Source organism: Blastomonas sp. RAC04, from assembly GCF_001713435.1.
Classification (GTDB): Bacteria; Pseudomonadota; Alphaproteobacteria; order Sphingomonadales; family Sphingomonadaceae; genus Blastomonas; species Blastomonas fulva.
Genome location: NZ_CP016462.1, coordinates 92,438 through 117,140 on the forward strand (window position 1 = coordinate 92,438; position 24,703 = coordinate 117,140).

Consider the following 24,703-nt stretch of genomic DNA (forward strand, 5'->3'; position numbering starts at 1 on the left):
TGATGCAGACAGCATGGATGGAGGTGCGACTATACCCTCAGCCTGTCGACAGGTATCATCGGTGGCGTCTTTATCGGCGCGGCGGTGGGACGCCGGCCGGTGTAGCGGCCCCGTTCCCAGGTCTGTAATCAGGCAACTTCGGCGCGCCGAAGAGTTGCAGACCCTCGCGATCGATCCGCTGAGCCTGCTCCGCGACCCGCTGCGTCGTCGAACGGACGGACTGCGCCTCGGCGGATATCTTCTGCTGCTGTGAGTCGATTCTCTCGATTGCAGGGCGCGCCGCCTCCACTTTGGACCCAAACTCCTCGGCGGCACTCTGGGCTCTGCGCAGCTTTTCCCTGAGCGAGCCAGGGCCGGATCCCCGCTGCGCCTCGATCCTCGCATCCAGGCGCTCGGCATAGTCGCCGGCGCGGGCGATTGACTCGCCGACCCGCTGCACTTTTCCCCCGGCGCCCGTCAGTCCGTCGGAAATGTGCGACGCCCTGCCCGACCAGCCCTCCGATCTCTCGGCGAGCAGTGCGAGACGCGCGCGCACGCGCTCCTGACCTTTGGCATCCAGGTTGCTCGAGACCTTGTCCACAGAGCTGCTGATCTTCTCGATCAGGGCCTTCGGATCTCCACCCGGACCCAGAAGGCCGCCCTTTTTGGCGGGGATCACCGGCAGTCGCTCCCCGGCTATCGGTACAATCGGCGGCGCTCCTTTGCGCGCGCCATCAAGATTTACGGTGGAATCGCCGCGGATGAAGGATCGCGAGACCGTAGCTTCCACCCCGCGTGCAATCGGAATATCGGGATCGAGCCGCACTGTCACCAGCACAGTAGAGGGATCATTCTCGGCGAAGCGCACCTCGGTCACGGAGCCGGCCGGCACGCCCGAAAAGGTCACAGGCGAGCCCTTGCTGACGCCGGTAACGCTGTCGTCGAACCGTATGAGGTATTCGCGCCCGTAGGGATTGCTGCCCAAGAAGAGCCAGACCGCGAACACCAGCATCGTTGCAAGCAGGGTGCCGACAAAGGCGAAGACGAGCAGGCGATTCGAATGCGTTTCCATAACCTACATAGGTCGGTAGCAGTCATCAGCAATTATGTAAACCGAATGGCACATTTCTGTTTTTACAAGGTTGACGTCCGGCGGTCTGAGACAGGATGCCAGATTACGGTGTGGGCGCATTGGTATAGCCTCGCGGAGGGTAGGGCATTCGTTTGTGCGGAGGTGTGGGATCGCGATGCTTCGGACATCGTGGCGGCGGCGCAGGGCGTCTTCTCGATCAATCGGCCGATCGCGGAATGAGCATGGATAATCGCGTTTCGGCCATTGTCGCTTCGTCAGGCTTCGGTGCCAAGCTCGGCGACATGATCGACGTGTCGGAGGGCCGCGCGCTCTGCACCCTGTTACCTCGGCCCGAATCGATCCGCAATCCCCTTCGTCCCGCGCTTCATGGCGGTGCTGTGACAGCGTTCCTCGAACTTGCGTGCAAGCGTCGTCGGCGCGCGTAGGCTCGAACAGTCATCGCTCCCTTGGCTCATCAGCTTGAACGTGCAGTTCCTGGCCTTGATGCGCCGGCGGGACGTGATGACGCGACCCGATGTCCGACGGATTTGCCGACGGGTGGCCGTCGTCCACATCCAAGCGTGGCAGGATAATCCCAGCATGCCCGGATGCGCGGCGCAGTTAGAGTTCTTCTGCATCGCAGAGCAAACTCGCTCCGCCTGAGGCAGATTGCTCTGGCGTCAGACGTCGGCCCCGATGGTCACGGGCGAACGGTCGGCCTCGGAGCCGTCGACGTGCTGCGCGTGGGCGCTCTAGGTCGTGATGGCACCGGCCGCCATCAGCGCAACGCCGCTAAACCGCAACCATCTGGCAGGCTTGTCATTCCTCAAAGTCGTCGTTCGGAAGCCGTTTGATTGAAGACGGAAACCCGCTTTGGAACTTCGATAAGGCATTCTATGATACGATACAGTTTACATTTTGCAGGGTTTAATGAGGCATGTGCGCGCGTGTGGGAAGATTGTGGAGATTGCACTGGTTTCCTAGCCCATGCCGGCAGAATGTCCCGCGCCATGAAAGGTCTGATCGGAGTGCGGCAAACTTCAGGTTAGGGATGCGAGAATATTCAGGGTGCGCTTGAGGTTGTAGGCGATGGGGTGAGGTGGACTTGGACTACGGCTTTGGCGAGACCTCGCCATCGCATTCGGCGCAAGCCATAGCTGCGCTTCCATGTGCCGAAAATCTTCTCGATCCGCCCTCGGACGCGATGGATGGGTTGGTTCCATTGGTGGCGCTTGCGCAGCGTTTCGGTTTCATTGCGGCCCCACATGCCGGTTGCGACAATGCGGGGAACACCGCCCTTCGCCCGCACCGCACCGAGAAAGTGATTGCCGCGATAGGCGCTGTCGGCATAAACCTCACCGGGATTGTTGGGCAACGCTTCAAGGCCTGCATTGCCATCATTGATATTGGCCGATGTGACCGAGACTGCCTCGACCAACGCTGTATCGGCGTCGGCACCAACGTGGGCTTTGAAGCCATGAACCGCCCGCTTCCCCTCGTGCTTAACCCAGCGCGCGTCGTCGTCATCCTCACTGGCAGAGGCAATGTTGGGCATCGACCAATGTCCCGGTCTTGACCATCTCCGCCTTGGATTTGAGCTGCAGGGTCACGGCTTCAAACAGTGACCGGTCCAGGTTGTACGCAACCATCAGCCTGCGAAATCTGACGAAGGCGGTGCGCTCCGGCGTCGCTTCACTTGCCGAAAATCCGCAGAAGCGGCGAAAGGAGGAACGATCGTCGAGCGCCTCGGCCAGCTTCACGTCGGACAGATCGTACCAGATCGAAAGAAGCAGCGCCCTGAACATCGCGACTGGCGGCCAGGCGGGTTCCCCTTTGCTGACCGGGTAGAGCGGGTCAAGAAGAGCTGCCACTGAGTTCCAGTCGATCATCTTGGCAAGTTCGTCGAACGCTGATGACGGCCGGGGTCGCCCGGCAAAACCAAACTGCTCCTAGCCTATCGAACGCTGCGCCATAGCTGCCCACCCGCGCACAGGTCTCATTACTGGGGCGACACGCAACGCGCTGCACGCAACGATATCGTCGCCGCTCTGGACCCCGGCGTGGCGGTTGGCTCAATTTCCGGACTTGGATTCTCGCCCGAAGCCCTGCTTCAAATGCTCAGCAACATGGTCGAGGCAGAGGCCACAACATTGGCCATAATTCATATATTCTGGACGTTTTCCGCGATTTTGCTCGTTGCGGCGGCCCTGATTTGGCTGGCTCCGCGTCCAAAGCGAAGCGGCGGCGTCTCGATAGGGCATTGACCCTGCTCATGCTTGCTTCGACATAGACAGCAAAGCTAGCTCGGCCTCACTGGCTTGATTCACCACGCTATGGAGGGTCGCGGGCTTGCCTTACGGGGTTGCTGGGTTCGTATCCAAGCCATTAGGTATGGTGCGCAGCAAAAACCTCGGGTGTGGCATTCATAACCCTGATGCTTTTTGAGGAACGTGCAAACATCCTTAGCTAGCTTCCGGTCATCGGATTGGCCGGTGGCGTCCAAAGCAGCGACAGCTTGCTCATGAGCACGTCGTATCTCATGGCATCGGACGACGTGCCGCGCCTTTTAACCGCGGGCCAAGTGCGAAAGTAGACCTTGGTTCAGTACTGCTGCTCCGGGACATAGAGGACAAGTCCGTCAAGCCGTTCATCAAGCTTAATCTGGCAGGCTAGGCGGCTTTCTTCGGTTCTGCCCTCGACAAATTGAAGCAAATCGGCCTCCATACTGCCATCGACAAGGCATCCGACCCGGCCGATCCATCTGGGATCGACATGGACGTGACATGTGGCACAAGCGCATTGGCCACCACAATCGCCGTCGATTCCCGGGACATCGTTGAACAGTGCCGCTTCGCGGGCCGTCATTCCGGATCCGATTTCAACGGGAAACCGGCGACCGTCGTGGGCAACAAAGGTGACCTTGACCATCGAACTGCAACTTTCCTTTTGCGCGGGATTTAGTGCGCGTGAAGTTTGACCGGCAAGCGGGTGATGCCGCGAACAAGGTTTGACAGCAGTCGCTCGGGCTCGCCAACGACCTCGACGAAGTGGAAGCGCTTCTGGATCTCTTCCCAGGTGATCCGCAATTGCAATTCGGCCAGTCGATTGCCCATGCAGCGATGGATGCCGTAGCCGAACGAAAGATGCTGGCGCGGGTTCTTCCGGTCAATGATAAACTCCTCGGGCCGGTCGATCACCGTTTCGTCGCGGTTGCCCGAAAGATACCACATGACGACCTTGTCACCCTTGGAGATGCGCTTTCCGCCGATCTCGCTGTCTTCGAGCGCAGTTCTGCGCATGTGGGTGAGCGGAGTCTGCCAGCGGATGATTTCAGGAACCATGCTGCCGATCAAGCCGGGGTCGCGCCGCAATTTATCATACTGTTGGGGATGCCGGTTCAGCGCCAGGACCCCGCCGCTGATCGAATTGCGGGTAGTGTCGTTTCCGCCCACGATCAGCAGCAGCAGGTTGCCCAGGAATTCGAGGAACGGCATTTCGCGCGTGGCAGGCGAATTCGCCATTATTGAGATCAAGTCGTTACCCCCCGGCTGGTCGATCCGCTGGTCCCAGAGCCCTTTGAAATACATCGCACACTCGATAAGCTCTTTGCGGCGCTGTTCGAAGGAACCGACTATTCCTGCCCCTGGTATCGCGGTCGTGACATCGGACCAACGGGTCAGGCGTGCCCGCTCATCCCAGGGAAAGTCGAACAGGGTTGCCAGCGTCATGGTGGTCAATTCGACCGAAACGCTCTGGACCCAGTCGATCTCCTCACCGACTGGCAGCGAATCAAGAATAGCACCGGCACGTTCGCGGATCACGGGTTCGAGCAGCAGCAGGTTTGACGGCGCCACTGCCGGAGTGACCGCCTTGCGCTGGTCGTCGTGCTTGGGTTGATCCATCGCGATGAACATCTCGAGCTCGAGATTGCTCTGGTCGCTGTGCATATCCTGGATCGCAATCCCGCCCAGCTTGGCTTCGGATGAAAACGCCTTGTGGTTGGTGTCGACCGCCATGATGTCGTTGTATCGAGTGATAGACCAGTAGGGTCCGTAGGCGCTTTCGGCGCAATAATGAACCGGGTCCTCACGCCGCAGCCGCTCGAAGAAGGCCCCAATCTTGTCGCTCTGGAACAGGCTTGGGCGAGCAACGTCGATTTCCGCAAGAGGGATGGCGGCAATGGCCCGGGCAAGATCGGCCTCGTCCAGATCGGTTGGAATTGCCTGCGCAGCCATGGTCACCTCCCTCAGCACAGTTTACTTTGGGATGGCTAAAGGCAGATCGCCAATGAGTCAATAAATAGTATAATGGTTTGTCCAAAAATACCTCATATACCAGGCTCCATATGAGCACATTGACAGCATTTGGATTAATTCTTATCAGAATATCATGAAATCCAGTCACGCCCCTGTCCGCCCGGCGGCACCCGCCGCAAGCATTGTTCAGATCAAGACCAAGCGCGCCCTGTTGCTTGCCCGCGAGATTGTCGAAGACATCGAGAGTAACGCGCAGGGGCCGGGTGACCGGCTTCCCCACGAGCATGCCATGCTGGCACGCTACGATGTGGCGCGCGCCACGCTGCGCGAGGCACTACGTTTTCTCGAGTTGCAGGGTGTGATCCATCTCGCCCCGGGTCGGGGCGGCGGACCGGTTATCACCCGTCCGCAGACCGCAGATTTCGCCAGCTCGATGGCGCTGGTTTTGCAATTCATGGATACCGACCTTCGGGCGCTGCTCGAACTGCGCGAGGCGGTTGCCCCGATGGTTGCGGCGCGGGCTGCGGAGATGGCTACCGTTGCCGATCTTGCTGCGCTCGAGGATAGCCTGGCACAGCTCGAGCGTGAGCGCGACGGACCGGAATTCGAGGAAACCAATCGGCGGTTTCACGATCTGCTGGGCTGGGCAAGCGGAAACCCGACCTTCGGTCTGCTGGTCTCCGCTCTGCACCTGTTGACCCGCAGCATGTCAGTAGGTCTGGGCTATTCGGTGCAGGAGCGTGACGCCCAGTTGAGGTGCCTCGGCCGGGTGCTTCACGCCGTGCGGATGCGCGACGCTGTGTCTGCCCGGCGCCAGATGGAACGGCTCATCGATGGATCGACCCAATATCTGGCAGAGCGCAGTCCCGATCTACTCGCGCAAAAGGTCCGCTGGGGGGACGCAAGCCGGGAAATCTGAAGGAGAGAGACGATGGCTTTGAACAGCCGCATTTGCGACTTGCTGAAGACTGAATACCCGATCGTCCTCGCCGGCATGGGTGGGGCAAGCGTTCCGGCGCTAGCGGCGGCGGTTTCCAATGCCGGCGGGCTTGGCGTCCTGGGCGCCGCAGCCTGCGCGCCCGGGCGACTGCGGGAATGGATTGCCCAAACCCGCGCACTGACCGACAAGCCGTTTGGGGTCGATACCCTGCTGCCGGCTTCGGTGCGCCTGGGCAAGCCCCTGCAAATCGGCGCCGCGCGCGCCGATCCGATGGCGCTGGCGGCCGAATACCGCGAGTTCGCCGAGGATTTCATGGCCCGCGAAGGATTGGCTAGGGCAGATGGCGATGCGGAAAGGCGCGCGATTGGCGGACGCGATGACGAGGGCGGCCCGCCGTTGTTCTCAAAAGAGTTCTTCGAAGCTCAGATGGAAGTGGTGATCGAGGAGAAGGTGGCGGTCTATGCGGCTGGCCTTGGCAATCCTGGCCCGTGGATGGACCGGCTCCATGCCAACGGGACGGTCGTCATGGCGGTGATCGGCAAGGTCAAGCACGCGCAGCAGGTGGTCGAAAGCGGTGTCGACGTGATCGTCGCCCAAGGCCACGACGGGGGCGGACACAATTCACCGATTGGGACAATCTCGCTTATCCCGCAGGTGGTCGATGCGGTGGGCGACAGGGTGCCGGTGCTGGGCGCTGGCGGCATTTCCGACGGACGCGGGGTGGCCGCTGCCTTTATGCTGGCCGCGGAAGGCGCCTGGGTCGGCAACGCGTTTCTTGCCACTGAGGAGGCGGGGATCGAGGACTTCCAGAAGGAGGCGATCGTCGATGGAGGAGATGCCGATACCGTGGTCAGTCGGTCGATCACCGGCAAACCGGCGCGGATGATCCGCAACAAATGGGCTGACGCTTGGGTTGCGGCCGGCAAGGAACCGCTGCCGATGCCTTATCAATCGATGATCTCCGGCCTGGTTTCTGAAGCCGAACGCGCGCTCGCGCTTGCTAGCCGTTTCCGCTGATGCGGGGGCGAGGCGCATGACCGGATTTTCCGACAAAGCCGCAATTACCGGAATTGGCGAAACCGATTTCGTCAAGGGCACCGAACGCAGCGCGGTCGACATGATGCTAGAGGCCTCGCGCCGCGCGATCACCGACGCGGGACTGAAACCGGGCGACATCGACGGCATGATCCCGCCGCCGATTTATACTACGTCCGAGGAGTTGGCCGCCAACCTGGGAATCGATGTGTTGCGTTATGCCGCGACGGTCCACATGGGCGGTGCCAGTCCTACGACTGCGTTGCAAAACGCAGCCATGGCGATCGCTGCGGGCCTGTGCGACCATGTTCTTGTCACCCTTGGTTGGAACGGGTTTTCGGCGCTACGCCCCAAGCCCGGCGCACCGCCGACCCGGTCGATGAACATGACCACGCTGACCAACACGATCCAGGGTTATTACATTCCCTATGGCGTTTTTCTTCCGGTGCAGATGTATGCTTGGCTGGCGACCCGCCACTCCCAGCTTTACGGGGTTGGACCGGAGGCAATGGGTGCGGTGGCGCTGGCCTGTCGCAAGCACGCTCAACTAAATCCCAAGGCCTGCACCTACGGTCGCCCGCTTGACTGGGATACCTACGCCACATCACGCTGGATTTCCGAGCCCTTCCGGCTTTACGACTGTTGTCTTGAAACCGACGGAGCCTGCGCTGTGGTGGTCTCGCGGATCGACAAGGCGCGCGACATGCCCCACGTGCCGGTGACGATTGCCGGGGCGGCGGAAGGGCACCCATATCCGGCCGACGACATCCCCTCGCGTCCCGATCCGTTCAAGATAGGGCTTTCCTACGCCGCTCCGAAAGCTTTCGCGATGGCGGGAGTGGCCCGTGAGAACATGGACTTCCTGCAGATCTACGACTGTTTCACCTACGTGGTACTGCTGCAGCTAGAAGCGCTGGGTTACTGCGAGCCGGGCGGCCAGCTCGATTTCGTAAGGGACGGACAGATCGAACTTGGCGGGCGCTATCCGCTCAACACCCACGGCGGGTTGCTCAGCGAAGCGCATGTCTGGGGCCTCAACCATGTGGTCGAGGCGGTCCGCCAGCTGCGTCACGACTGCGGCGATCGGCAGGTCGAAAACGCCCAGACCGGCCTGGTCACCGGCTGGGGCGATCTGGGCGACGGCAGCATCGCCATCTTGCGGAGGTTCACATGAGCCAAGATGCAGAACTTCCTCCCAAGCAGCGGCCTGATGCGCAGACCCGGCCAGCCAAGCCGCGGCCGCGTCCGCAGGACCCCGTAGAGCAGGAATTCTGGCGGCTGTGCCAGGATGGCGAGCTGCATTTCCAGCGCTGCTCTTCCTGCGGCACATGGCGCCATCTGCCGCGCTACATGTGCGCCCGCTGCGGTTCTCCCGAGTTCGCCTGGCAGCCCAGCACCGGTAGGGGCACCTTGTTCTCGTGGACCGTCACGCACCAGGCCCTGCACCCGGCATTTGCCCACGAAATCCCTTTCATTGCGGCCGTGGTCGAGCTGGAGGAAGGGGTGCGCATGGCGACCCGGCTGATCGAATGCACTGTGGACCGGATCGAACTCGACATGCCGGTCGAACTGACCTTCGAGCCGCTGGGGGACGATTTTCGGCTGCCGGTGTTCCGGCCGGCTGCGAGTGGAGAACACGCGCCATGAACCTCGAATATGGCCCTGAATACGAGCGCTTCCGCGCCGAAGTGCGCGATTTTCTGACCCGCAATGGCCACCGCGCCCCGGAATCGGCCCAGCGTGGAGCGCGCCCGACGGCCGAAGCGGTCGCCTGGCAGAATCTGCTGCTGGAACATGGCTACACCGCGCGGACCATTCCGCGCGAATATGGCGGATACGGCGCCGCGCCCAACATCCTGGAAGTGCGGATCATCGCCGAGGAGTTCGTCAGTGCCTCCGTGCCAAGCGGGCTGTCTAACCAGGGCATCTCGATGTTGGTTCCGACCCTGCTCGAACTCGGCACCGAGGAGCAGAAGCGCCGCTGGATCGAACCCACCCTGCGCGGCGAGATCGTCTGGTGTCAGGGCTATTCGGAACCCGGCGCGGGCTCCGATCTGGCCAGTCTGCGCACCAGCGCCCGCGAGGAAAACGGCCACTTCGTGATCAACGGACAGAAGATCTGGACCAGCACTGCGCGGCAGGCCGACATGATCTTCTGCCTGGTGCGGACCGAGACCGATGCACCCAAGCACGCGGGCATTTCCTATCTGATCTTCTCGATGGACCTGCCGGGGATCGAGGTCCGCCCACTCAAGACGATGACCGGGCACGCTGAATTCAACGAGACGTTCTTCACCGACGTGCGGGTGCCGGTCGATCAGATCGTCGGCCAGCGCGGCCAGGGCTGGTTCGTCGCCAATGCGACGCTCGGCCACGAGCGAGGGATGCTGGGCGATCCCGATGCGCTTGAAAGCCGCCTGCTGGCGCTGATCAGGCTGATGCAGGAGGAGCAGGTCGGATGCGCTCGCGCTATTGACAATCCCATGCTGTGCGACCGTCTTGTTGCCCTGCAGGCGGAAGTCGTGGCGATGAAATACAACGGGATACGCGTGCTTTCTAATCAGCTCAAGGGCGATCCGGGGGGCATGGCCAAACTGATCGTCAAGCTGCAGAGCTGCGAACTGGCGCACCAGATATCCGCCCTGGCGATCGACGCCATGGGTGAAATGGGCATCTTGTATGGCGGCAGCCCGCGCGAACGCGAAGGCGGGATCTGGCAATGGAACTACATGTTCCAGCTCGGTCTCATCATCGGCGGCGGCACCGCGCAGATCCAGAAGAACATCATCGCCGAGCGCGGCCTTAACATGCCGCGCGAACCGCGCCTTGCGCTCGACGCCGCCCAGAGCCGGAAGGAAGTCGCCTGATGGATTTCGGTCTTTCACCCGAACAGGAAATGCTCCGGGACACGGTCGGACGCTGCCTCTCGGAAATCTGCCCGCTCGATCACGTGCGCTCCTGCTTGAATGCGGGCAGTGCGGTCAGCGACCAGGTCACGGCTGCGCTCCATGATATCGGGCTGACCGGCCTGATGGTACCCGAAGCGCATGGCGGGCTTGGGATGACACTGCTCGATGCGGCGGTGGCGGCCGAGCAGCTTGGCCGGGCAGTGGCTCCCGCGCCGTTCCTGGCGCGCAGCGTGCTCGCCCCGCTGGCGCTGATGCTGGCGGGTTCAGAGGCGCAGCAGGACGAATGGCTGCCCCGGATAGCTTCCGGCGAGGTGCGTTTCGGCGTTGCGATCGGGGGCATGGTCGAGGAGCGCGATGGCGCGAAGGTCAAGGCCGGCGACGGCTGGCTGACCGGCACCGCCCTGTTCGCGCTCGACCTTGCGGGGGCGGACCATTTCATTGTCGCCGATGATTCGGGGAGGCTTCATCTGCTTGCCGCAACGGCGACCGGTGTCGAACGGATCGCCTTGCAGACCATCGACGCAACCCGCAGCGTCGGCGAGTTGCGGCTGACCGGCGCACCGGCCCAACCCCTTGCCGACGATGGCGGCCTAGCAGCGCGGCGGCTGCGCGACGCCGGGCGGGTCTTGCTTGCGGCGGACAGTCTCGGGGCGGGCGAGGCGATGATCGAGAAGTCGGTCGCCTATGCCGGAGAGCGCGAGCAGTTCGGGCGAGTCATCGGCAGCTTCCAAGCGGTCAAGCATATGTGCGCAGAAATGGCCGCTCGGCACGAACCTTGCCGCGCTCTGGTGTGGTATGCCGCGCACGCCTTCGACGCCGTTCCCGAGGAGGCGGCGCTGGTGGCCTGCCACGCAAAATCGCTCACTGGTGAGGTCCACCGCTTCGTGGCGCGAACCGCGACAGAGGTGCACGGCGGGATGGGCTTTACCGACCTGCTTGGCCTGCCCTTCTGGTTCAAACGGATTGGCTTCGACCGCCAGGCGCTTGGCGGACCGGAGCGAGTCAGGTTCGAAGCAGCGCAGCTTCAGGGATTGACCGCAACGACATAGTACGACGGGTCGGGAGAGAAGAAGATGACCAAGTGGAATTTCGGCGACATACTGGATGCGATCGAACCGGCGCTTCCTCGCGATGCCCCGGCGCTGATCCACGGGGATCGGCGGATCACCTGGTCGGAAATGGCCGCTCGGTCCAACAATCTTGCCCGCGCGCTGTGCGCCAAGGGAATCAGGCCCGGGACTAAAGTGGCCTTCTATATGCGCAACCGACCGGAATACGGCGAGTCGATGGCGGCCTGTTTCAAGGCTCGGCTGACGCACGTCAATATCAATTACCGCTACAAGCCCGACGAGGTGCTTTACATCTTCGAAGATTCCGATGCCGAGGCGATCATCTACAGTAGCGAATTCCGCGATTGCATTATCGAATTGAAGGATCGGCTCGGTAAGGCCCGGATCTTTGTCGAAATAGGCGATCCGGCAGCGATCGCGCCGTTTGCCGAACCTTACGAGACGCTGGCGGCGCAAGGCGACGGTTCGCCGCTGGGCATAGCCCGTTCGCCCGACGACTTACTGTTCATCTACACCGGCGGCACCACCGGCATGCCCAAGGGGGTGATGTGGCGCCACGATGACCTGCGGCGGGCGCAACTCGATTCCGCCGGCTTGCTTGGTCCGGCGCCGCAGGACATGGACGAAACAGTCGAGATGATCCGCGCCGACGGACCGGGCCGGGTGTTCCTTTCCGCCTGTCCGATGATGCATGGAACTGGTCTTCTCTCTGCCCTGGGCACGATGATGGGGGGAGGCTGCATCATGACGCTCGATAGTCCGTCGTTCGACGCGGATGAGTTATGGCGCGCTGTCGGGAAACACCGGGTGCAGTCGATCGCGATCGTCGGCGATGCCTTCGCCAAGCCGATGCTCGCCGGGCTCGACAACGCGCCGGGGCGTTACGACACCTCGAGTCTTATTTCGATCCTCTCATCAGGGGTCATGTGGAGCCGCGAGGTCAAGGACGGGCTGATCCGGCACATTCCGCAGGTCGCGTTGATGGACGCCTTCGGCGCATCCGAGGGGCTTGGTTATGGCCTGTCGGTGGCCACCGCGCAGGGATCCGTCCACACCGCCAAATTCATGATCGGCGAGCATTGCGATGTGTTCGACGAACAAGACGCCAAGGTGGAAGCGGGCAGCGGCGTCGCCGGCTTCATCGCCCGCAAGGGCGCCATACCGATGGGCTATTACAAGGATCCGGAAAAGTCTGCGAATACGTTCCGGACCATCGGCGGCGTGCGCTACTCGATCCCCGGCGACTGGTGCAGGGTGGAGGCTGACGGCAGCCTGACTCTGCTCGGCCGGGGCAGCGTTTGCATCAACACCGCCGGGGAAAAGGTCTATCCCGAAGAAGTCGAGGAAGCGCTCAAAACCCACCCGTCCGTGATAGACGCCCTGGTTGTGGGCGTGCCCGACGAAAAATGGGGCCAGGCCGTGACCGCAGTGGTTCGCCTGGAGGATGATGCCGCGCTCGACGAGGCCGGGCTCAAGGCCCATGTTCGCCAGCAGCTGGCCGGTTACAAGACCCCCAAGGCTGTCTATCTGGCCGGTATCGCGCTGCGCGCGTCGAACGGCAAGGCCGACTACGCCGCAGTAAGAGACTTTGCGATGCGCCAGGACGGGGCGGCGTGAGTGACGAAGCCAACAGTGACTGCGAGGCGCTGATCGTTGGCGCAGGCTTCAGCGGGGTCTATCTCCTTCACCGCCTGCGCGAGGCCGGCTTCGACGCCAGGCTGATCGATGCGGCCGAAGAGCCGGGCGGCATCTGGTACTGGAATTGCTACCCTGGCGCGCGCGTCGATTCGCAGGTACCGCTGTACGAACTTTCGCTGCCAGAACTGTGGCGCGACTGGACCTGGAGCGAACGTTATCCCGGATGGCGCGAGCTGCGCGCCTATTTCCGCCATGTCTGCGACCGACTTGGACTCTGGCCCCATATGACCATGGGAACACGCATAGCGGGCGCTGAGTGGAATGAAGGCCGGCGCAAGTGGCGGGTCACGACCGGCGGAGGCGAAACGATCACGGCGCGCTACCTGCTGCCCTGTCTGGGGTTTGCTGCAAAGGCCTATGTGCCCGAAATCGCCGGACTGGAGACCTTTGCGGGCGAATGGCACCACACGGCCCACTGGCCGCAGCAAGGCCTGTCCATGGCCGGGCGCAAGGTGGCGATCGTCGGCACGGGAGCCAGCGGTGTCCAGGTGGCGCAGGAAGCCGCAGCAGAAGCGGCCCAGGTCACCTTGCTACAGCGCACGCCGATTCTCGCGCTGCCGATGCGGCAGGAATCGCTGACTGCTGAACAGCAGGAGCGGGAGAAAGCAGATTACCCGGCGATCTTTGCCGCCCGTCTCCAGACTGGCGGCGGCTTCGATACGGGCAGGGTCGACGCCTCCGCGCTCGAAGTCGACGAGGAAGAGCGGCACAGCCTGTTCGAGAGGCAGTGGCAGGCCGGTGGTCTGCGTTTCTGGTACGCCAATTTCGCCGATCTGCTGACCGACGAGCGTGCCAACCGCTACGCCTACGATTTTTGGCGCGACAAAACCAGGGCGCGGATCGCCAATCCAGCCTTGCACGAGACGCTGGCACCGAGCGAGCCGCCGCACCCCTTCGGAACCAAGCGTCCCTCGCTCGAGCGGAACTATTACGAGATCTTCTCCCAGGAAAATGTCGCGCTGGTCGATCTATCGCGCGCGCCGATTCAGCGGATCGTGCCCGAGGGGATCGAAACCGCCGAAGGGTTGATCGAATGCGAGCTGATCGTGTTCGCTACCGGCTTCGACGCCGGACGCGGCGGGCTGACGCAAATTGAGATCAGGGGGCGGGACGGTCGCAGCCTGACCACTGCCTGGCATGACGAGGTGACCGCCTATCTCGGCTATGCCGTGCATGGATTTCCCAACATGGCCTATCTTTACGGACCGCTCAGTCCTTCGGGCTTTTCCAATGGTCCGACCGCAGCAGAAATCCAGGGCGATTGGGTCCGCGACCTTCTGGTGAAGCTGCGCGAAGACAATTTCACGCGTTTCGAGGCGGAAATAGACACAGAGCGCGAATGGACCGAGAGCGTTGCTTCGATCGGGACTATGACGCTCTTTCCCCGGGCAAAGTCCTGGTACATGGGCGACAATATTCCGGGCAAACCGCGCCAGTTGCTCAATTATCCCAGCGTAGTTGGCTTCGCGACGATCTCTAACGAAGTGGCAGCGGACGGGTACCGCGGCTTCACGCTGGCATGAACGGGGGACTACGACTCATGAATGTGACCACATCCGACATCACTTCGGAATGGGCGCCTGACCCGTCCGTCCTGCCGGTCTGGTTTGCTGAGGCCCTCGCTGTTCCGCGGGAGGAAGGCTTCGTAACCGTCGATGGCGTGCGCTTGCATTACTTCCGTTGGGGCAACCCGGCCGCGCCGCCGGTGCTGATGACCCATGGCTTCCTTTCGCACGCCCGCTGCTTCGCCTTTGTCGCCCCCTTTCTCGCCCGCGATTACCACGTAGTCGCTTATGACCTTTCCGGCATGGGCGACAGTGACGTGCGCCCGGACTGCGACATGGCGGCGCGCGGGCGTGAGCTGATAGGGGTTGCTGAAGCCTTAGGCCTTCTCGGCCATGCCCGCAAACCCATCTTGGCTGCCCACAGTTTCGGCTCGGCGGTGGCGCTGACGGCTATCGAACTCGCCCCGACCACTTTTGGCGGAGCCGTGATCTGCGACATGATGGTTCTGCGCCCGTCGGAGCTGGAAAAGTATAGGAGCAATGGCCGTACCAGCCCTGGTTCGGGCGATCCCAACCGGCCTCATCGCCGCTATCCCGATTACTTGAATGCCCGCGCACGGTATGTGTTGTCCCCGCCTCAGCCGGTAGGGGAACCGTTTTTGATGGATTATATGGCCTATCATGCGCTGCGCCGTGAAGGGACTGACTGGACTTGGAAGTTCTCACCCGACGTGTTCAAGCGGGACAATTCACAACGCTTGTGGCTTGAGATTGGCCTTCGTCTGGTCGCCGCATCCGGTCGAAAGGCGATTATCCATGGCGAAAAGAGCCAGCTTTTTACGCGGGATTCACGCCAGTACCTGCGCGAATTGGGCGGGCGGGACATTCCGATCATCGCGGTTCCCGAAGCGCGACATCATTTGATGCTCGACCAGCCCCTTGCCTTCACCGCTGCCTTGCGCGCTGTCATCGAAGAGTGGTCCATAGGTGACTGATCGAAGTTACGGCGATGACAAGTGTACCTTCGAGAAGGAACCGCAGAACGGCATCAACGGAATTGCGAGCGCGCCAAAGGGTGTCGATGCAGCTAAAGCCAGGGAGACAGACATGACCAATGCACCTCAGATTCCCGAACCGAAGCCCGCAGCGACCGTGCTGCTGGTACGCGACCAGCCCGAATTCCAGGTTCTGATGGTCAAGCGCCACCACCAGATCGACTTTGCGTCCGGCGCTCTGGTTTTTCCCGGGGGAAAGACGCACGCTGGCGACACCGACGAGCGGTGGGCCGAGCATGCAATTGGATGGGACGAATTGGATCCGGTCCAGCGAACCTTGCGGATCGGGGCGATCCGCGAGGCGTTCGAGGAAACCGGTATTCTGCTGGCGCAAACCCCCCAAGGCGCGCCTTTCGAAGACCCGTGCGCCGCATCGGTGCGAAGCGCGGTCGATTCTGGCGAAGTCGCCTTCATCGATGTCATTCGCGAACTGGGTGTTCACCTCAGGTTAGATGTGCTCGCCATCTTCGCTCGGTGGATTACCCCGACCATGATGCTGAAGCGGTTCGACACCTGGTTCTACGTCATGAGCGCCCCGCCGGGACAAGTCGCGGCGTGTGATGGGCGCGAGACCGTCGATGCGGAATGGATCTCGCCGTCCGAGGCGATCCGATTGGCAGCCGTGGGCGAACGCACCATCATCTTTCCCACCTTGATGAACCTCAAGCTGCTCGCCGAGGCGGCAAGCGCGCAAGATTGCATTGCACGGGCACGGCAACGCAGGCTGGTTACGGTGCTACCCGAAGTTTCGATCGAGAATGGCGAGCGTGTTCTGGTGATACCGCCCGACGCCGGCTATGGCCCCGTTTCGCAGTCGCTGAGGACGCTTGGTGTCTGACGCAATGTGCTTCGGCGTGCAAAAAGCCCCGCGTTAGCGGGATGATCGGCATCTAAAAGGGACCATCCCATCGATGGTTGTATAATCGCATTCCGCTAGGCAAGCGGGTTCGGCGTCAGAAGGCTTGCCGCGCGGCAGCGTAGGTCGACACGTTAATCAATGTCATGCATCGCATTTCACAATGGTCATATTTTGCGCGAGGGTGTTCTTATGCCGGGAGCATGGTTGTTTTCGCGGTCGGCACAGAGCCGCCGCATGATGGTCTTCGCAGGTGAGGTCTTCCTATTTTTAAGACGCGGTTCTCGAGGAGCTTCAGCCAAACCAAACGGAATGACCTGACCCACGTCCACGACAAGGAGGCCTCGGCTCGTCAAATGCTAACGCGCTGAGAACTTAAACTGGCACCCCGGTTAGGCCGCGGCACCAAGCGATGTGTTGAGTGGCTCTCCTGTCTTGAGCTGGTATGCATGATGGCCGCCAGTTTGCGCGCCACGGCGACTGCAGCGCGCGTGAAGCCCAGCTGCTCACGCAGCTTGTTACCCCAGTCTTTAAGGCTGCTATGGATATTAGCGTTGGCGCGTGTGTGGATGCCCCCAGTTTTGCAAGGTGATTTTTGACGGTTGTAACGGCTTGGCGCTTCTATCGCTCGTGTGTCAGGCCTCTTGCTGTGGCCTGATTTTGCCACGGGCCGGTATGCAGTTCGAAGAACGAGTTCCACATCGGTTCAGAGAGCTTTGATGCTCGAGTCCCGGGACTGGTTTGCTCGTCCTGAACATTGAAGTCTTTGCCGCATAATCGTCAGTCGATCTCCTTGCCGGGGCATGTCGCCCCTAAGCGCGTCCGGTTGTGCCTTTGTTGGCAAGCAGCCGGATCATGCTATCTGGTAATTTTGCTCGCGCGTCATCATCGCCCATATCGTGCGCGCCATCTTGTTGGCCAAAGCGACAGCTGCCACCATTCGCGGTTTGCGCCCCAACACGCGGCCGAGCCAATCGTCGGGCAGCACGCCACGCCGAATGATCCAGCGGATCCTGCTCATTGCGTCCACGATTAGCAGCTTGCGAATGTCGGCTTGGCCCATCTTGCTCACACCGCCTAGCCTCGTCTTGCCGCCTGTGGATCGCTGTCGCGGAACCAGCCCAAGCCATGCGGCGAAGTTCCGTCCACTGGCAAATGCGCGCAGATCGGGAGCAAACGCCATGATCGCACCCGCTGTTACAGGACCAACGCCTGGCACCGTGCAAAGCCGCCGCATTGCATCGTCGACCTTGGTCGCCGCGCGCAGCTTGAAATGCAGCTCATCGATCTTCTGGGTGAGTACCGCAATCTGGTCCAGATAAAGGCGAGCAATATCGCGCACCGCGTCCGGGAGCTGGGTAATATCGTTGTCGATCATGCCGCCGACGGCTTTGATTCCAGTCGGCCCTTGCGCCACGACAAATCCAAACTCTGCCAGATGGCCGCGCAACGCGTTGATGAGTTGTGTGCGCTGCCCAACGAAGGATTGGTGAGTTCTGAACGCCACCGCGCGGGCCTGATGTTCAGCGCTCTTCACGGCCACATAATGAATGTTCGGGCGCAGCGCAGCCTCAGCAATCGCTGCTGCGTCTGCCGCATCATTCTTCTGCCGCTTGACGAACGGCTTGACGTAAATCGGAGGTATCAGGCGAACCTCGTGCCCGAGATTTTCTGCAAACCGCCCCCAGAAATGGCTGGTCGCACAGGCCTCCATCGCCACGATACAGGGCGCTTACTCGCGCAAGATGGTCTCGAGCTTTGCGCGCGAAACCATCCGGTTGAATAGAACCGCCCCTCCCAGGGCTGTACCGCAGACCTGGAAGCTGCGCTTCGCAAGGTCGATCGCGAGAATGTGGACGTCGGTCATGTGCTCCTCCTTCTACAGCGCACCGTCGCGCTGGTCTGGCATCTTACGATGCCGTCGAAGGGGGCATCCACCCCATCAGTTCAGTCGTTCGTCATGGCACGCACCCCGCAGGTTCCGTGCCTGAGCAGGAATCACAGCCGAGTCAGTGGCTTCAACTGTAATGCGCTTACGTGAATCACGCGTGCGACCACTTGTGGGTAATTGAAAGATCGACCGGAGGGATACTCATTAGTCGATGCCGGACGTTGCGCTTGTTGCAAACGCCAAGCGTTTAAAGCGAGACACGACATTTGTTGGTGCTTGAGCTCCGCGAGGGTCCTACGAGCTTTTCTAAGCTGCCTTTCCGGTTTTGGACAGCGCCGACCTTGCCTCGCCTAACGATATCGCCACCAAAGGTTAGGGCGGATGGGGTTTTAGTGCCCCATCGACATACCACCCGATTTCTTCGGGCGCGGAGCCAACCAAATGAGCGCAGCTGCCACAAGCAGCATCGCAGAAGTCACCCAAAAGACGTGAACGACAGCAAGCGTTGTCGCTTCCATTTCGACCATGTTGCTCAGCATCAGCCTGATTTGCTCGGGCGAAAACCCCATGCCGGATAATTGCGCTTGCAGGACTTCAGGCTGGAGTACACCAACCACGTCATTGCGCGCCGCGCGCTGACTATCGCCCCAATAGGTAAGAGATAACGAAGTTGCGAATGCTGTTGCGATCGTGCGGACGAAGCTTTGAAGGCCGGCAGCGGATGCGACCTCATGCTCTTCCACCGTATTCAGGGTCAGGCCAATCAGCGGGATCATGAAAAATGTCATGCCCAACCCTTGAACGAACTGCGGTAAGGTCAGGGTCCAGAAATCGGAATCGGTGGTCCAGAAGGTCCGGGTGAGAGCCAGCACTGAGAGCCATATGATGCCGCCTGACACCAACAGGCGTGGATCATAGCGCGGGGCGATGATCGCAACGATGGGGGCCGTGAGAAGCGCCGCGATGGCCGTAAACGAGGAAGAAATGCCTGCTTGCGTTGCCGTATATCCAAGCCAGGCCTGCTGCCATTGCGGGACGATCACGAACCCGGCAAAGTAAGCGCCGAAGCTGATGCCAAGAGCAAGCAGGCTTATGCTAAGGCCGCGATGCCGCAAAACGCGCAGATCGACGATGGGATTATCCTCGGTCAATTCCCAGATGATGAAAAACAGGAAGGAGACGACCGAGATTACAGTGAGTGCGACGATCATGGGGTCACCGAACCAGTCATGCGTCCGCCCCAGATCGAGAACAAGCTGGAGGCAGCCAACCGCAAGGATGAGCAGCGCGAGGCCAATGAGATCGACTGGCACGATGCGGCTTTCAGTTTCCAGCGGACGGACGAGCCGCCAGCAGGCTAATAGGCACAACAGCACAACCGGAATATTGATCAGGAAAATCCAATGCCAGCTGTAATTGTCGGTCAGATAGCCTCCGAAGATCGGACCCAGCGCCGGGGCCAGCAAGGTTGTTACCGCCCACAGCCCCATCGCGTAGTTCTGCTTGTCCGGGGGAAATACTTTGAGCAGCAGGGTCTGCGAAAGCGGCATCATGAAGGCACCTACGATGCCTTGTCCGATCCGGCAGATCAGCAGCATCTCAAGCGAAACCGATACGCCGCATAGGAATGAGAACATCCCGAACCCAAGCATACTGACCATGAAAGTGCGCACCGAGCCGAAACGCCCTGCCATCCATCCGGTCAAGGGCACGCAGATGGCTTCGGCGACCGCATAGGAGGTGATTATCCAGGTGCCTTGCTCCAGCGTGATGCCGAGACTGGCGGCGATATGCGGCACCGCGACATTGGCAATGGTCAGGTCGAGGATGACCATGAAATTGGCAAAGGCGAGTGCAATCGCCGCGGTCAGGCGCTGCGACGGAGACAGCCCATTATAGTTGACCACAATGCCAGTCACTTTGCGTCACTTCCTCGAAACATCGATTTCAACTTCCATTGAAAGCCCGACGCGCAAGGGATGTCGACGCAGTTCGGCGGGATCGAGTTCGATCCGCACCGGCAGGCGTTGGACGGTCTTGATCCAGTTGCCGGTTGCGTTCTGTGCAGGGATCACCGCCATCGAGGAGCCGGTGCCGCCTGCCAGTCCGGCCACCGTTCCGCGATAGACCACATCGCCGCCATAGAGGTCGGAAGTCAGTTCGACAGGCATACCGACGCGAACGCCACCGAGCTGAACTTCCTTGAAGTTCGCATCGACATAGAGCTTTTCGATCGGAACGATGGTCATGATCGTCTGACCTGGATTGAGGCGCTGGCCGATCTGCACCTGCAACCGGCTGACCACGCCTGCAACGGGCGCGCGAATTTCGGTGCGCTCAAGATCGAGCAATGCCGAATCGAGGCGCGCTTTCGCGGCGCGCACTGCGGGATCAGTCTCCATGCTTGAACCGCGCACCAGCGCGTCATTGGCCGCAAGCTGGCCCTGCGCGACCCGTCGAGCGGATGCGACTTCGGATATTCCGCCACGAGCGGCGTCGAGCGCAGCGCTGGCCGTCTTGTAGGCTTTGCGCGCCTGCGCTAATTCTTCACCCGAAACCGCTCCGCTGCCGGAAACCGCTTCGCGGCGCTGCAAATCGACGCGGGCTTTGTCGAATTCTGCCTGTGCTGTCTGCAGCCGTGCTTGAGCCTGAACCAGACCGGCGCTGGAGGTATCGACCTGCGCCGACAACGCGCTATTGGTCGCGACCGTTTGGCTGAACCGGCGGCGCGCGGCGGCAAGATCGGCCTCGGCTTGGGCAACGGCGATCTTTGCATTCGCTTGATCGAGCCGGGCCAGCACGTCGCCCGCATTCACTTGTTGCGTATCTATAACAAGCACTTCGGTTGCCGAACCTGCAACAAGCGGCGTGACCTGCGCCATCTGCGCGTTCACATAGGCATTGTCAGTGCTGACATGGTTGCGAGCGACCAGATAGTACCAGGCACCCCAGCCGAGGCCGACAATGGCCAGTATAACGAACAGCCGCCGCAACCATTTCTGGCGCGTTGCCTTGCGAGAAGCGGAAACGTCCGCATCGGCATCGGAGAGGTTGTCTACTGCTTCGGTCATCGGTCGGCTATTCCTGCTGGGGGCGTTTCACGCGCGTCAAACCCGCCCCCAAGCGCACGAATTGTCGCCAGCGTCGCGCCGCGTTCATTGGTTTCGAGGGCGATGACAGCAACGCGCAGCTCCAGCACTGCGCGTTCGCTCGCCAGCACATCAAGATAGCTGACCAGGCCCGCGCTGTAACGCTGGCGAAGGAGCCCAAGCAGATCCTCGCCGGCCGTCAAGGTGGCGCGCGCGGCGCTCAACCTTTGGTCCGCCGCATCACGTTGGGTGATGGCATCGGCAGCTTGCTGATATGCGGTGATCACCGTCTGGTTGTAGTTGGCTACCGCCTCATCATAGGCGGCAGTCGCGCCGCGATACTGCGCCTTCAGCCCGCCGCCTTCGAAGATTGGCAAGCTAATTGCAGGACCCACCGACCCGAAGACCGATTGCGAATCGACAAGATTGCCAATGCCCAGCGCCTGCAAGCCGATTAGCGCCCGCAAGTTGATCGAAGGGTAGAATCCCGCCCGAGCCTGCTCGATCCGGGCAGCAGCCGCGTCGACCCGTTCGCGCGCAGCCACAATATCGGGTCGCCTGCCGAGCAAATCGGTGGTCAGGCCTTCGGGAACCCCTGCGGGCGTTGAGGGCGAAAGCGGCGGACGGGTGATCGTCAGTCCTCTATCCGGCCCCGCGCCGACAAGCGCCGCAAGCTGGTTGCGGCGGATGAGTATGGTCTCTTCGGCGGCAGCCAACGTCTGCTCTGCGTTCGCGACTTCGATATCGGCGAGGCGCAGGCTGGCGCGATTGTCGAGGCCGTTACGCTCACGCTGCGCCACCAGGTCACGTGTCGTCCGCCAGTTTGCCAACACGGCCTCGGTATTGTCGCGTTCGCGGTAGGCGCGGCCAAGCTCGGCATAGGCGGCGGTTATCGAGACCGACAGCACCAGCCTTGCCTGCGCGGCATCGACGGTCGCCGCACGGAATTCCGAAGTCGCAGCGGCGAGTGCGGCTCGGTTGCGGCCCCATAGGTCGAGATCATAGCCGAAGTTCAACGAGGCCTGTCCATAATCGGCCCAGCCACCGGGAAGGAATTGCGCGGGGATACCAAAACTGCCACTTTGGCGGCGCACGCCACCTTCCGCCTCTGCGCCAACCGAAGGCTGTCCCGCCGCGCCGGTGCGTTGCGCTTCGGCCTCCGCGCGGCGGATACGCGCAGCGGCAACGGCAACTTGCGGCGCATGGGCCAGTCCCTCTTCGATGAGCGCGGTCAGTTGCGGATCGCCCGCCCGCTGCCACCATTGATCTGGGGGCCAGATGTCAGGGCCACGCGGCGCAAGTATCTGGCTGGCAGCCAGCGTCTCGGCGGTCCGCATTGCCGGTCTGACTCCGGTATCGGGAACCGACGCGCAGGCCGAGAGAGCCAGCAAAGTGAGCGGAATGCCTTGCCTAACCGACATAGGCACCTCGTCCGCTCGCCAACAGCCTGCTCTCGGCATCCTCGATCCGGGTTTCCGCGACGCTCAATTGCTTGCCTAGCTTGACGACGCGCCCGATGGCCCGCAGCGGACCTGATGTCGCGGGTCTGTGGAAATCGACCCGCATGTCGGCGGTTGCGCGCGCCGATCCGCCAAGCGCGTTGATGGTGTAAAGCCCGGTTAGGTCGATCAGTGACGACAGGATGCCGCCATGCGCTGATCCGATCATGGGATTGGAGACGATTTCATCCCGCCACGGCATTTCGAGGATCAGGGCGTCCTCGGTCAGTGCCGTGATCTCAAGACCCAGCCATTTGTGGAAAGGCGCAATCAGCAACATTGCGCGGAGCTGCTCGATGTCCATTTGCGCTGCCTGCTCGCTCATGCTGCATCCCCTTTCCCATGCGTGCGCATCAGAAATTCAACTATCGCATCGCCAAAGGCATCGTTCTGGTCGCCGACCACCATATGTGTTGCGTCGGCGATGTCGCTATATTCGGCGTGTGGCACCAACTCAAGGAAGTGCGCGACCGCTTCGGGCGAAACGAGATCGCTCGATCCTCCGCGGATCAGATGGACCGGGAGCGCAAGCCGTGATGCCGCTTCGTCCAATTCGGTGCGCCCAAAATCGCTGCTGTCACTACGCTCGGCGTGGCGGCGCATTACTCCGTCGATAAAAGCCGGGTCCCAATGCCAGTAATAACGACCATCGGGCTTTTGCCGCAAATAATAGGCGAGGCCAGACGAGGCCTTGCGGCTTGGACGATGAGGGAGATATTCGGAGATCACCTTCGCCGCTTCCTCCGGCGAAGCAAAGCCTTCGCGGGCGTGCGCTTCCATGAAGCCTACGACCCGTGTCACACCACCCGCTTCCATTTGCGGGGCAATGTCCACCAAAGTCAGCGAGGCGAAGGTGCCGGGGGCGACTTCGCCCTCGGCCATGAGCCCGGCAAGACCGCCGAGCGACGCGCCGATTAGTACGGGCCTGCGCTCGAAGCCACCGGCGATCGCAACCAGATCGCCTGCAAAATCGACAATATCATATGCACCGTCAATGGCCCAGTCGCTGTCTCCGTGACCGCGCAAATCGAGCGCGAAAGACAGAAAGCCATGTTCTGCCAGCATCGCCGAGACGCGCTTCCATGCGCGCTTGGTCTGCCCGCCGCCATGGGCGAGTAAAACGGGCAGGCCGCTCTCTGGCCCCTCGATGAGGGCAGCAATGGAGTGGCCGGAATACCCGACGAGCAAGACCTGAGAACTGGACATGATGACATCATAATGTATGATGTCTTACGGTAAAGCGCTTTTCTTTGTTTTGAACGGGGCTGGGGTACTAATTATGATTCAAGACCCTCAACCACAACGCTACCTGACCGATGCGGACGAGCTTGTTTTCCTGGTCGAAGAAGTGCCGCGCAAACTGCGCCGCCTGTTTGACTCATCGACCGCAAGGTTCGGGTTAACCCGAACCCAATGGCGCGCGCTTGCCTACATGTTCCGCACGCCTGGCCTTACCCAGACCGAGCTAGCCAAATGCCTTGAACTCGAACGCGCCAGTGTGGGCCGTGTCATCGATCAACTGGAAGAAGCCGACTACGTCGTGCGACGCGCGGTCAAGGGCAACCGCCGTGTCTGGACGTTACACCTGCTGCCCAAGGCGATCCGTATTTTGCCCGCACTCCGGAGCGAAGCTGATACCGTTTATGCGCGATTGTTGGCCGGAATTCCAGCAGCCGATTTGATAACAGTGAAGAATTTGCTGGCGGCAATGTCGGCGAATTTGGAGTAATCGACGGACTGGTCCCTTTTTGCGGTGAAAAACTGTTTCATGTTTGCGGTAGATTTTGACATCATACCGCGGTCAGCTTCGTCTCTCCGACGCCACGATGGCGCCGGAACGAAAGACAAG

General features: G+C 61.4%; 22 protein-coding genes and 2 pseudogenes. 12 read left to right on the forward strand and 12 right to left on the reverse strand.

Annotated elements, in window-relative coordinates; genetic code table 11:
• Positions 1–70 precede the first annotated feature (70 nt).
• The gene (locus BSY18_RS19980; protein WP_069052142.1) at positions 71–1,051 is read right to left on the reverse strand and encodes an MlaD family protein; all 981 of its coding nucleotides are present in this window, start codon (positions 1,049–1,051) and stop codon (positions 71–73) included.
• A gap of 242 nt (positions 1,052–1,293) precedes the next feature.
• On the opposite strand from BSY18_RS19980, the gene BSY18_RS19990 reads away from it, so the two are divergent.
• Positions 1,294–1,497 carry a hypothetical protein gene (locus BSY18_RS19990; protein WP_069052144.1) on the forward strand — a complete coding sequence of 68 codons (204 nt, stop codon included), beginning with the start codon at positions 1,294–1,296 and terminating at the stop codon, positions 1,495–1,497.
• A 617-nt stretch (positions 1,498–2,114) separates the two neighbouring features.
• Here BSY18_RS19990 and BSY18_RS21515 read toward each other — a convergent pair.
• The 4 genes from BSY18_RS21515 to BSY18_RS20005 form a co-directional block, all read right to left on the reverse strand.
• Positions 2,115–2,606 carry a transposase gene (locus tag BSY18_RS21515; protein ID WP_236823527.1) on the reverse strand — a complete coding sequence of 164 codons (492 nt, stop codon included), beginning with the start codon at positions 2,604–2,606 and terminating at the stop codon, positions 2,115–2,117.
• Positions 2,581–2,940, reverse strand: coding sequence for a transposase (locus BSY18_RS21520; RefSeq protein ID WP_150126416.1), 360 nt, complete (start codon positions 2,938–2,940; stop codon positions 2,581–2,583). Before BSY18_RS21520 ends, BSY18_RS21515 begins: the two co-directional genes overlap by 26 nt.
• Before the next feature lie 712 nt (positions 2,941–3,652).
• Positions 3,653–3,979 carry a 2Fe-2S iron-sulfur cluster-binding protein gene (locus BSY18_RS20000; protein WP_069052145.1) on the reverse strand — a complete coding sequence of 109 codons (327 nt, stop codon included), beginning with the start codon at positions 3,977–3,979 and terminating at the stop codon, positions 3,653–3,655.
• A gap of 29 nt (positions 3,980–4,008) precedes the next feature.
• Entirely contained in the window at positions 4,009–5,286 is a 1,278-nt protein-coding gene (locus BSY18_RS20005) for a cytochrome P450 (protein ID WP_150126417.1), read from the reverse strand.
• A gap of 154 nt (positions 5,287–5,440) precedes the next feature.
• Between BSY18_RS20005 and BSY18_RS20010 the strand changes: the two genes are divergently transcribed.
• From BSY18_RS20010 to BSY18_RS20055, 10 genes are all read left to right on the forward strand, one after another.
• The gene (locus BSY18_RS20010; protein WP_069052146.1) at positions 5,441–6,226 is read left to right on the forward strand and encodes a FadR/GntR family transcriptional regulator; all 786 of its coding nucleotides are present in this window, start codon (positions 5,441–5,443) and stop codon (positions 6,224–6,226) included.
• A gap of 12 nt (positions 6,227–6,238) precedes the next feature.
• Complete coding sequence (locus BSY18_RS20015; RefSeq protein ID WP_083231698.1) at positions 6,239–7,264, forward strand: NAD(P)H-dependent flavin oxidoreductase; 1,026 nt, start codon at positions 6,239–6,241, stop codon at positions 7,262–7,264.
• Positions 7,265–7,280: 16 nt separating this feature from the next.
• Complete coding sequence (locus BSY18_RS20020; protein ID WP_069052147.1) at positions 7,281–8,456, forward strand: thiolase C-terminal domain-containing protein; 1,176 nt, start codon at positions 7,281–7,283, stop codon at positions 8,454–8,456.
• Entirely contained in the window at positions 8,453–8,929 is a 477-nt protein-coding gene (locus BSY18_RS20025) for a Zn-ribbon domain-containing OB-fold protein (protein ID WP_069052148.1), read from the forward strand. Before BSY18_RS20020 ends, BSY18_RS20025 begins: the two co-directional genes overlap by 4 nt.
• Positions 8,926–10,149 carry an acyl-CoA dehydrogenase family protein gene (locus BSY18_RS20030; RefSeq protein WP_069052149.1) on the forward strand — a complete coding sequence of 408 codons (1,224 nt, stop codon included), beginning with the start codon at positions 8,926–8,928 and terminating at the stop codon, positions 10,147–10,149. Before BSY18_RS20025 ends, BSY18_RS20030 begins: the two co-directional genes overlap by 4 nt.
• The gene (locus BSY18_RS20035; protein WP_069052150.1) at positions 10,149–11,240 is read left to right on the forward strand and encodes an acyl-CoA dehydrogenase family protein; all 1,092 of its coding nucleotides are present in this window, start codon (positions 10,149–10,151) and stop codon (positions 11,238–11,240) included. Before BSY18_RS20030 ends, BSY18_RS20035 begins: the two co-directional genes overlap by 1 nt.
• A 24-nt stretch (positions 11,241–11,264) precedes the next feature.
• Positions 11,265–12,878, forward strand: a complete 1,614-nt coding sequence (locus BSY18_RS20040; RefSeq protein ID WP_069052151.1) for an acyl-CoA synthetase — start codon at positions 11,265–11,267, stop codon at positions 12,876–12,878.
• Positions 12,875–14,482 (forward strand): flavin-containing monooxygenase, encoded by a 1,608-nt coding sequence (locus tag BSY18_RS20045; protein ID WP_069052152.1) that lies wholly within the window; start codon positions 12,875–12,877, stop codon positions 14,480–14,482. The genes BSY18_RS20040 and BSY18_RS20045 overlap by 4 nt, the downstream gene beginning before the upstream one ends.
• 17 nt (positions 14,483–14,499) lie before the next feature.
• Positions 14,500–15,459, forward strand: a complete 960-nt coding sequence (locus tag BSY18_RS20050) for an alpha/beta fold hydrolase (RefSeq protein WP_236823528.1) — start codon at positions 14,500–14,502, stop codon at positions 15,457–15,459.
• A gap of 112 nt (positions 15,460–15,571) precedes the next feature.
• The gene (locus tag BSY18_RS20055; RefSeq protein ID WP_069052154.1) at positions 15,572–16,357 is read left to right on the forward strand and encodes an NUDIX hydrolase; all 786 of its coding nucleotides are present in this window, start codon (positions 15,572–15,574) and stop codon (positions 16,355–16,357) included.
• A 410-nt stretch (positions 16,358–16,767) separates the two neighbouring features.
• Here BSY18_RS20055 and BSY18_RS21525 read toward each other — a convergent pair.
• The 7 genes and pseudogenes from BSY18_RS21525 to BSY18_RS20085 all read right to left on the reverse strand — a co-directional run.
• A pseudogene (locus BSY18_RS21525) lies at positions 16,768–16,910 on the reverse strand (IS110 family transposase); the annotation flags it as partial.
• A gap of 318 nt (positions 16,911–17,228) precedes the next feature.
• Positions 17,229–18,242: pseudogene (locus tag BSY18_RS20060) on the reverse strand (IS110 family transposase).
• Positions 18,243–18,655: 413 nt separating this feature from the next.
• On the reverse strand, positions 18,656–20,185 hold the full coding sequence (locus tag BSY18_RS20065; protein ID WP_069052155.1) for a DHA2 family efflux MFS transporter permease subunit: 1,530 nt from the start codon (positions 20,183–20,185) through the stop codon (positions 18,656–18,658).
• A gap of 6 nt (positions 20,186–20,191) precedes the next feature.
• The gene (locus BSY18_RS20070; RefSeq protein ID WP_069052156.1) at positions 20,192–21,337 is read right to left on the reverse strand and encodes an EmrA/EmrK family multidrug efflux transporter periplasmic adaptor subunit; all 1,146 of its coding nucleotides are present in this window, start codon (positions 21,335–21,337) and stop codon (positions 20,192–20,194) included.
• Positions 21,334–22,776, reverse strand: coding sequence for an efflux transporter outer membrane subunit (locus tag BSY18_RS20075; protein ID WP_069052157.1), 1,443 nt, complete (start codon positions 22,774–22,776; stop codon positions 21,334–21,336). Before BSY18_RS20075 ends, BSY18_RS20070 begins: the two co-directional genes overlap by 4 nt.
• Entirely contained in the window at positions 22,766–23,179 is a 414-nt protein-coding gene (locus BSY18_RS20080) for a hotdog fold thioesterase (protein ID WP_069052158.1), read from the reverse strand. The genes BSY18_RS20075 and BSY18_RS20080 overlap by 11 nt, the downstream gene beginning before the upstream one ends.
• Positions 23,176–24,060, reverse strand: coding sequence for an alpha/beta fold hydrolase (locus tag BSY18_RS20085; RefSeq protein ID WP_069052159.1), 885 nt, complete (start codon positions 24,058–24,060; stop codon positions 23,176–23,178). The genes BSY18_RS20080 and BSY18_RS20085 overlap by 4 nt, the downstream gene beginning before the upstream one ends.
• Positions 24,061–24,076: 16 nt before the next feature.
• Between BSY18_RS20085 and BSY18_RS20090 the strand changes: the two genes are divergently transcribed.
• Positions 24,077–24,583: a MarR family winged helix-turn-helix transcriptional regulator gene (locus tag BSY18_RS20090; RefSeq protein WP_236823529.1), complete on the forward strand. Its 507-nt coding sequence runs from the start codon at positions 24,077–24,079 to the stop codon at positions 24,581–24,583.
• Positions 24,584–24,703 lie beyond the last annotated feature (120 nt).

Coding starts and splice junctions, on each gene's coding strand:
- BSY18_RS19990 (WP_069052144.1), top strand. CDS start 1,294: ATGGATAATCGCGTTTCGGCCATTGTCGCTTCGTCAGGCTTCGGTGCC.
- BSY18_RS20035 (WP_069052150.1), top strand. CDS start 10,149: ATGGATTTCGGTCTTTCACCCGAACAGGAAATGCTCCGGGACACGGTC.
- BSY18_RS20015 (WP_083231698.1), top strand. CDS start 6,239: ATGGCTTTGAACAGCCGCATTTGCGACTTGCTGAAGACTGAATACCCG.
- BSY18_RS20080 (WP_069052158.1), bottom strand. CDS start 23,179: ATGAGCGAGCAGGCAGCGCAAATGGACATCGAGCAGCTCCGCGCAATG.
- BSY18_RS19980 (WP_069052142.1), bottom strand. CDS start 1,051: ATGGAAACGCATTCGAATCGCCTGCTCGTCTTCGCCTTTGTCGGCACC.
- BSY18_RS20085 (WP_069052159.1), bottom strand. CDS start 24,060: ATGTCCAGTTCTCAGGTCTTGCTCGTCGGGTATTCCGGCCACTCCATT.
- BSY18_RS21520 (WP_150126416.1), bottom strand. CDS start 2,940: ATGATCGACTGGAACTCAGTGGCAGCTCTTCTTGACCCGCTCTACCCG.
- BSY18_RS20030 (WP_069052149.1), top strand. CDS start 8,926: ATGAACCTCGAATATGGCCCTGAATACGAGCGCTTCCGCGCCGAAGTG.
- BSY18_RS20090 (WP_236823529.1), top strand. CDS start 24,077: ATGATGTCTTACGGTAAAGCGCTTTTCTTTGTTTTGAACGGGGCTGGG.
- BSY18_RS20000 (WP_069052145.1), bottom strand. CDS start 3,979: ATGGTCAAGGTCACCTTTGTTGCCCACGACGGTCGCCGGTTTCCCGTT.
- BSY18_RS20005 (WP_150126417.1), bottom strand. CDS start 5,286: ATGGCTGCGCAGGCAATTCCAACCGATCTGGACGAGGCCGATCTTGCC.
- BSY18_RS20020 (WP_069052147.1), top strand. CDS start 7,281: ATGACCGGATTTTCCGACAAAGCCGCAATTACCGGAATTGGCGAAACC.
- BSY18_RS20075 (WP_069052157.1), bottom strand. CDS start 22,776: ATGTCGGTTAGGCAAGGCATTCCGCTCACTTTGCTGGCTCTCTCGGCC.
- BSY18_RS20040 (WP_069052151.1), top strand. CDS start 11,265: ATGACCAAGTGGAATTTCGGCGACATACTGGATGCGATCGAACCGGCG.
- BSY18_RS20010 (WP_069052146.1), top strand. CDS start 5,441: ATGAAATCCAGTCACGCCCCTGTCCGCCCGGCGGCACCCGCCGCAAGC.
- BSY18_RS20055 (WP_069052154.1), top strand. CDS start 15,572: ATGACCAATGCACCTCAGATTCCCGAACCGAAGCCCGCAGCGACCGTG.
- BSY18_RS21515 (WP_236823527.1), bottom strand. CDS start 2,606: ATGCCCAACATTGCCTCTGCCAGTGAGGATGACGACGACGCGCGCTGG.
- BSY18_RS20025 (WP_069052148.1), top strand. CDS start 8,453: ATGAGCCAAGATGCAGAACTTCCTCCCAAGCAGCGGCCTGATGCGCAG.
- BSY18_RS20050 (WP_236823528.1), top strand. CDS start 14,500: ATGAATGTGACCACATCCGACATCACTTCGGAATGGGCGCCTGACCCG.
- BSY18_RS20070 (WP_069052156.1), bottom strand. CDS start 21,337: ATGACCGAAGCAGTAGACAACCTCTCCGATGCCGATGCGGACGTTTCC.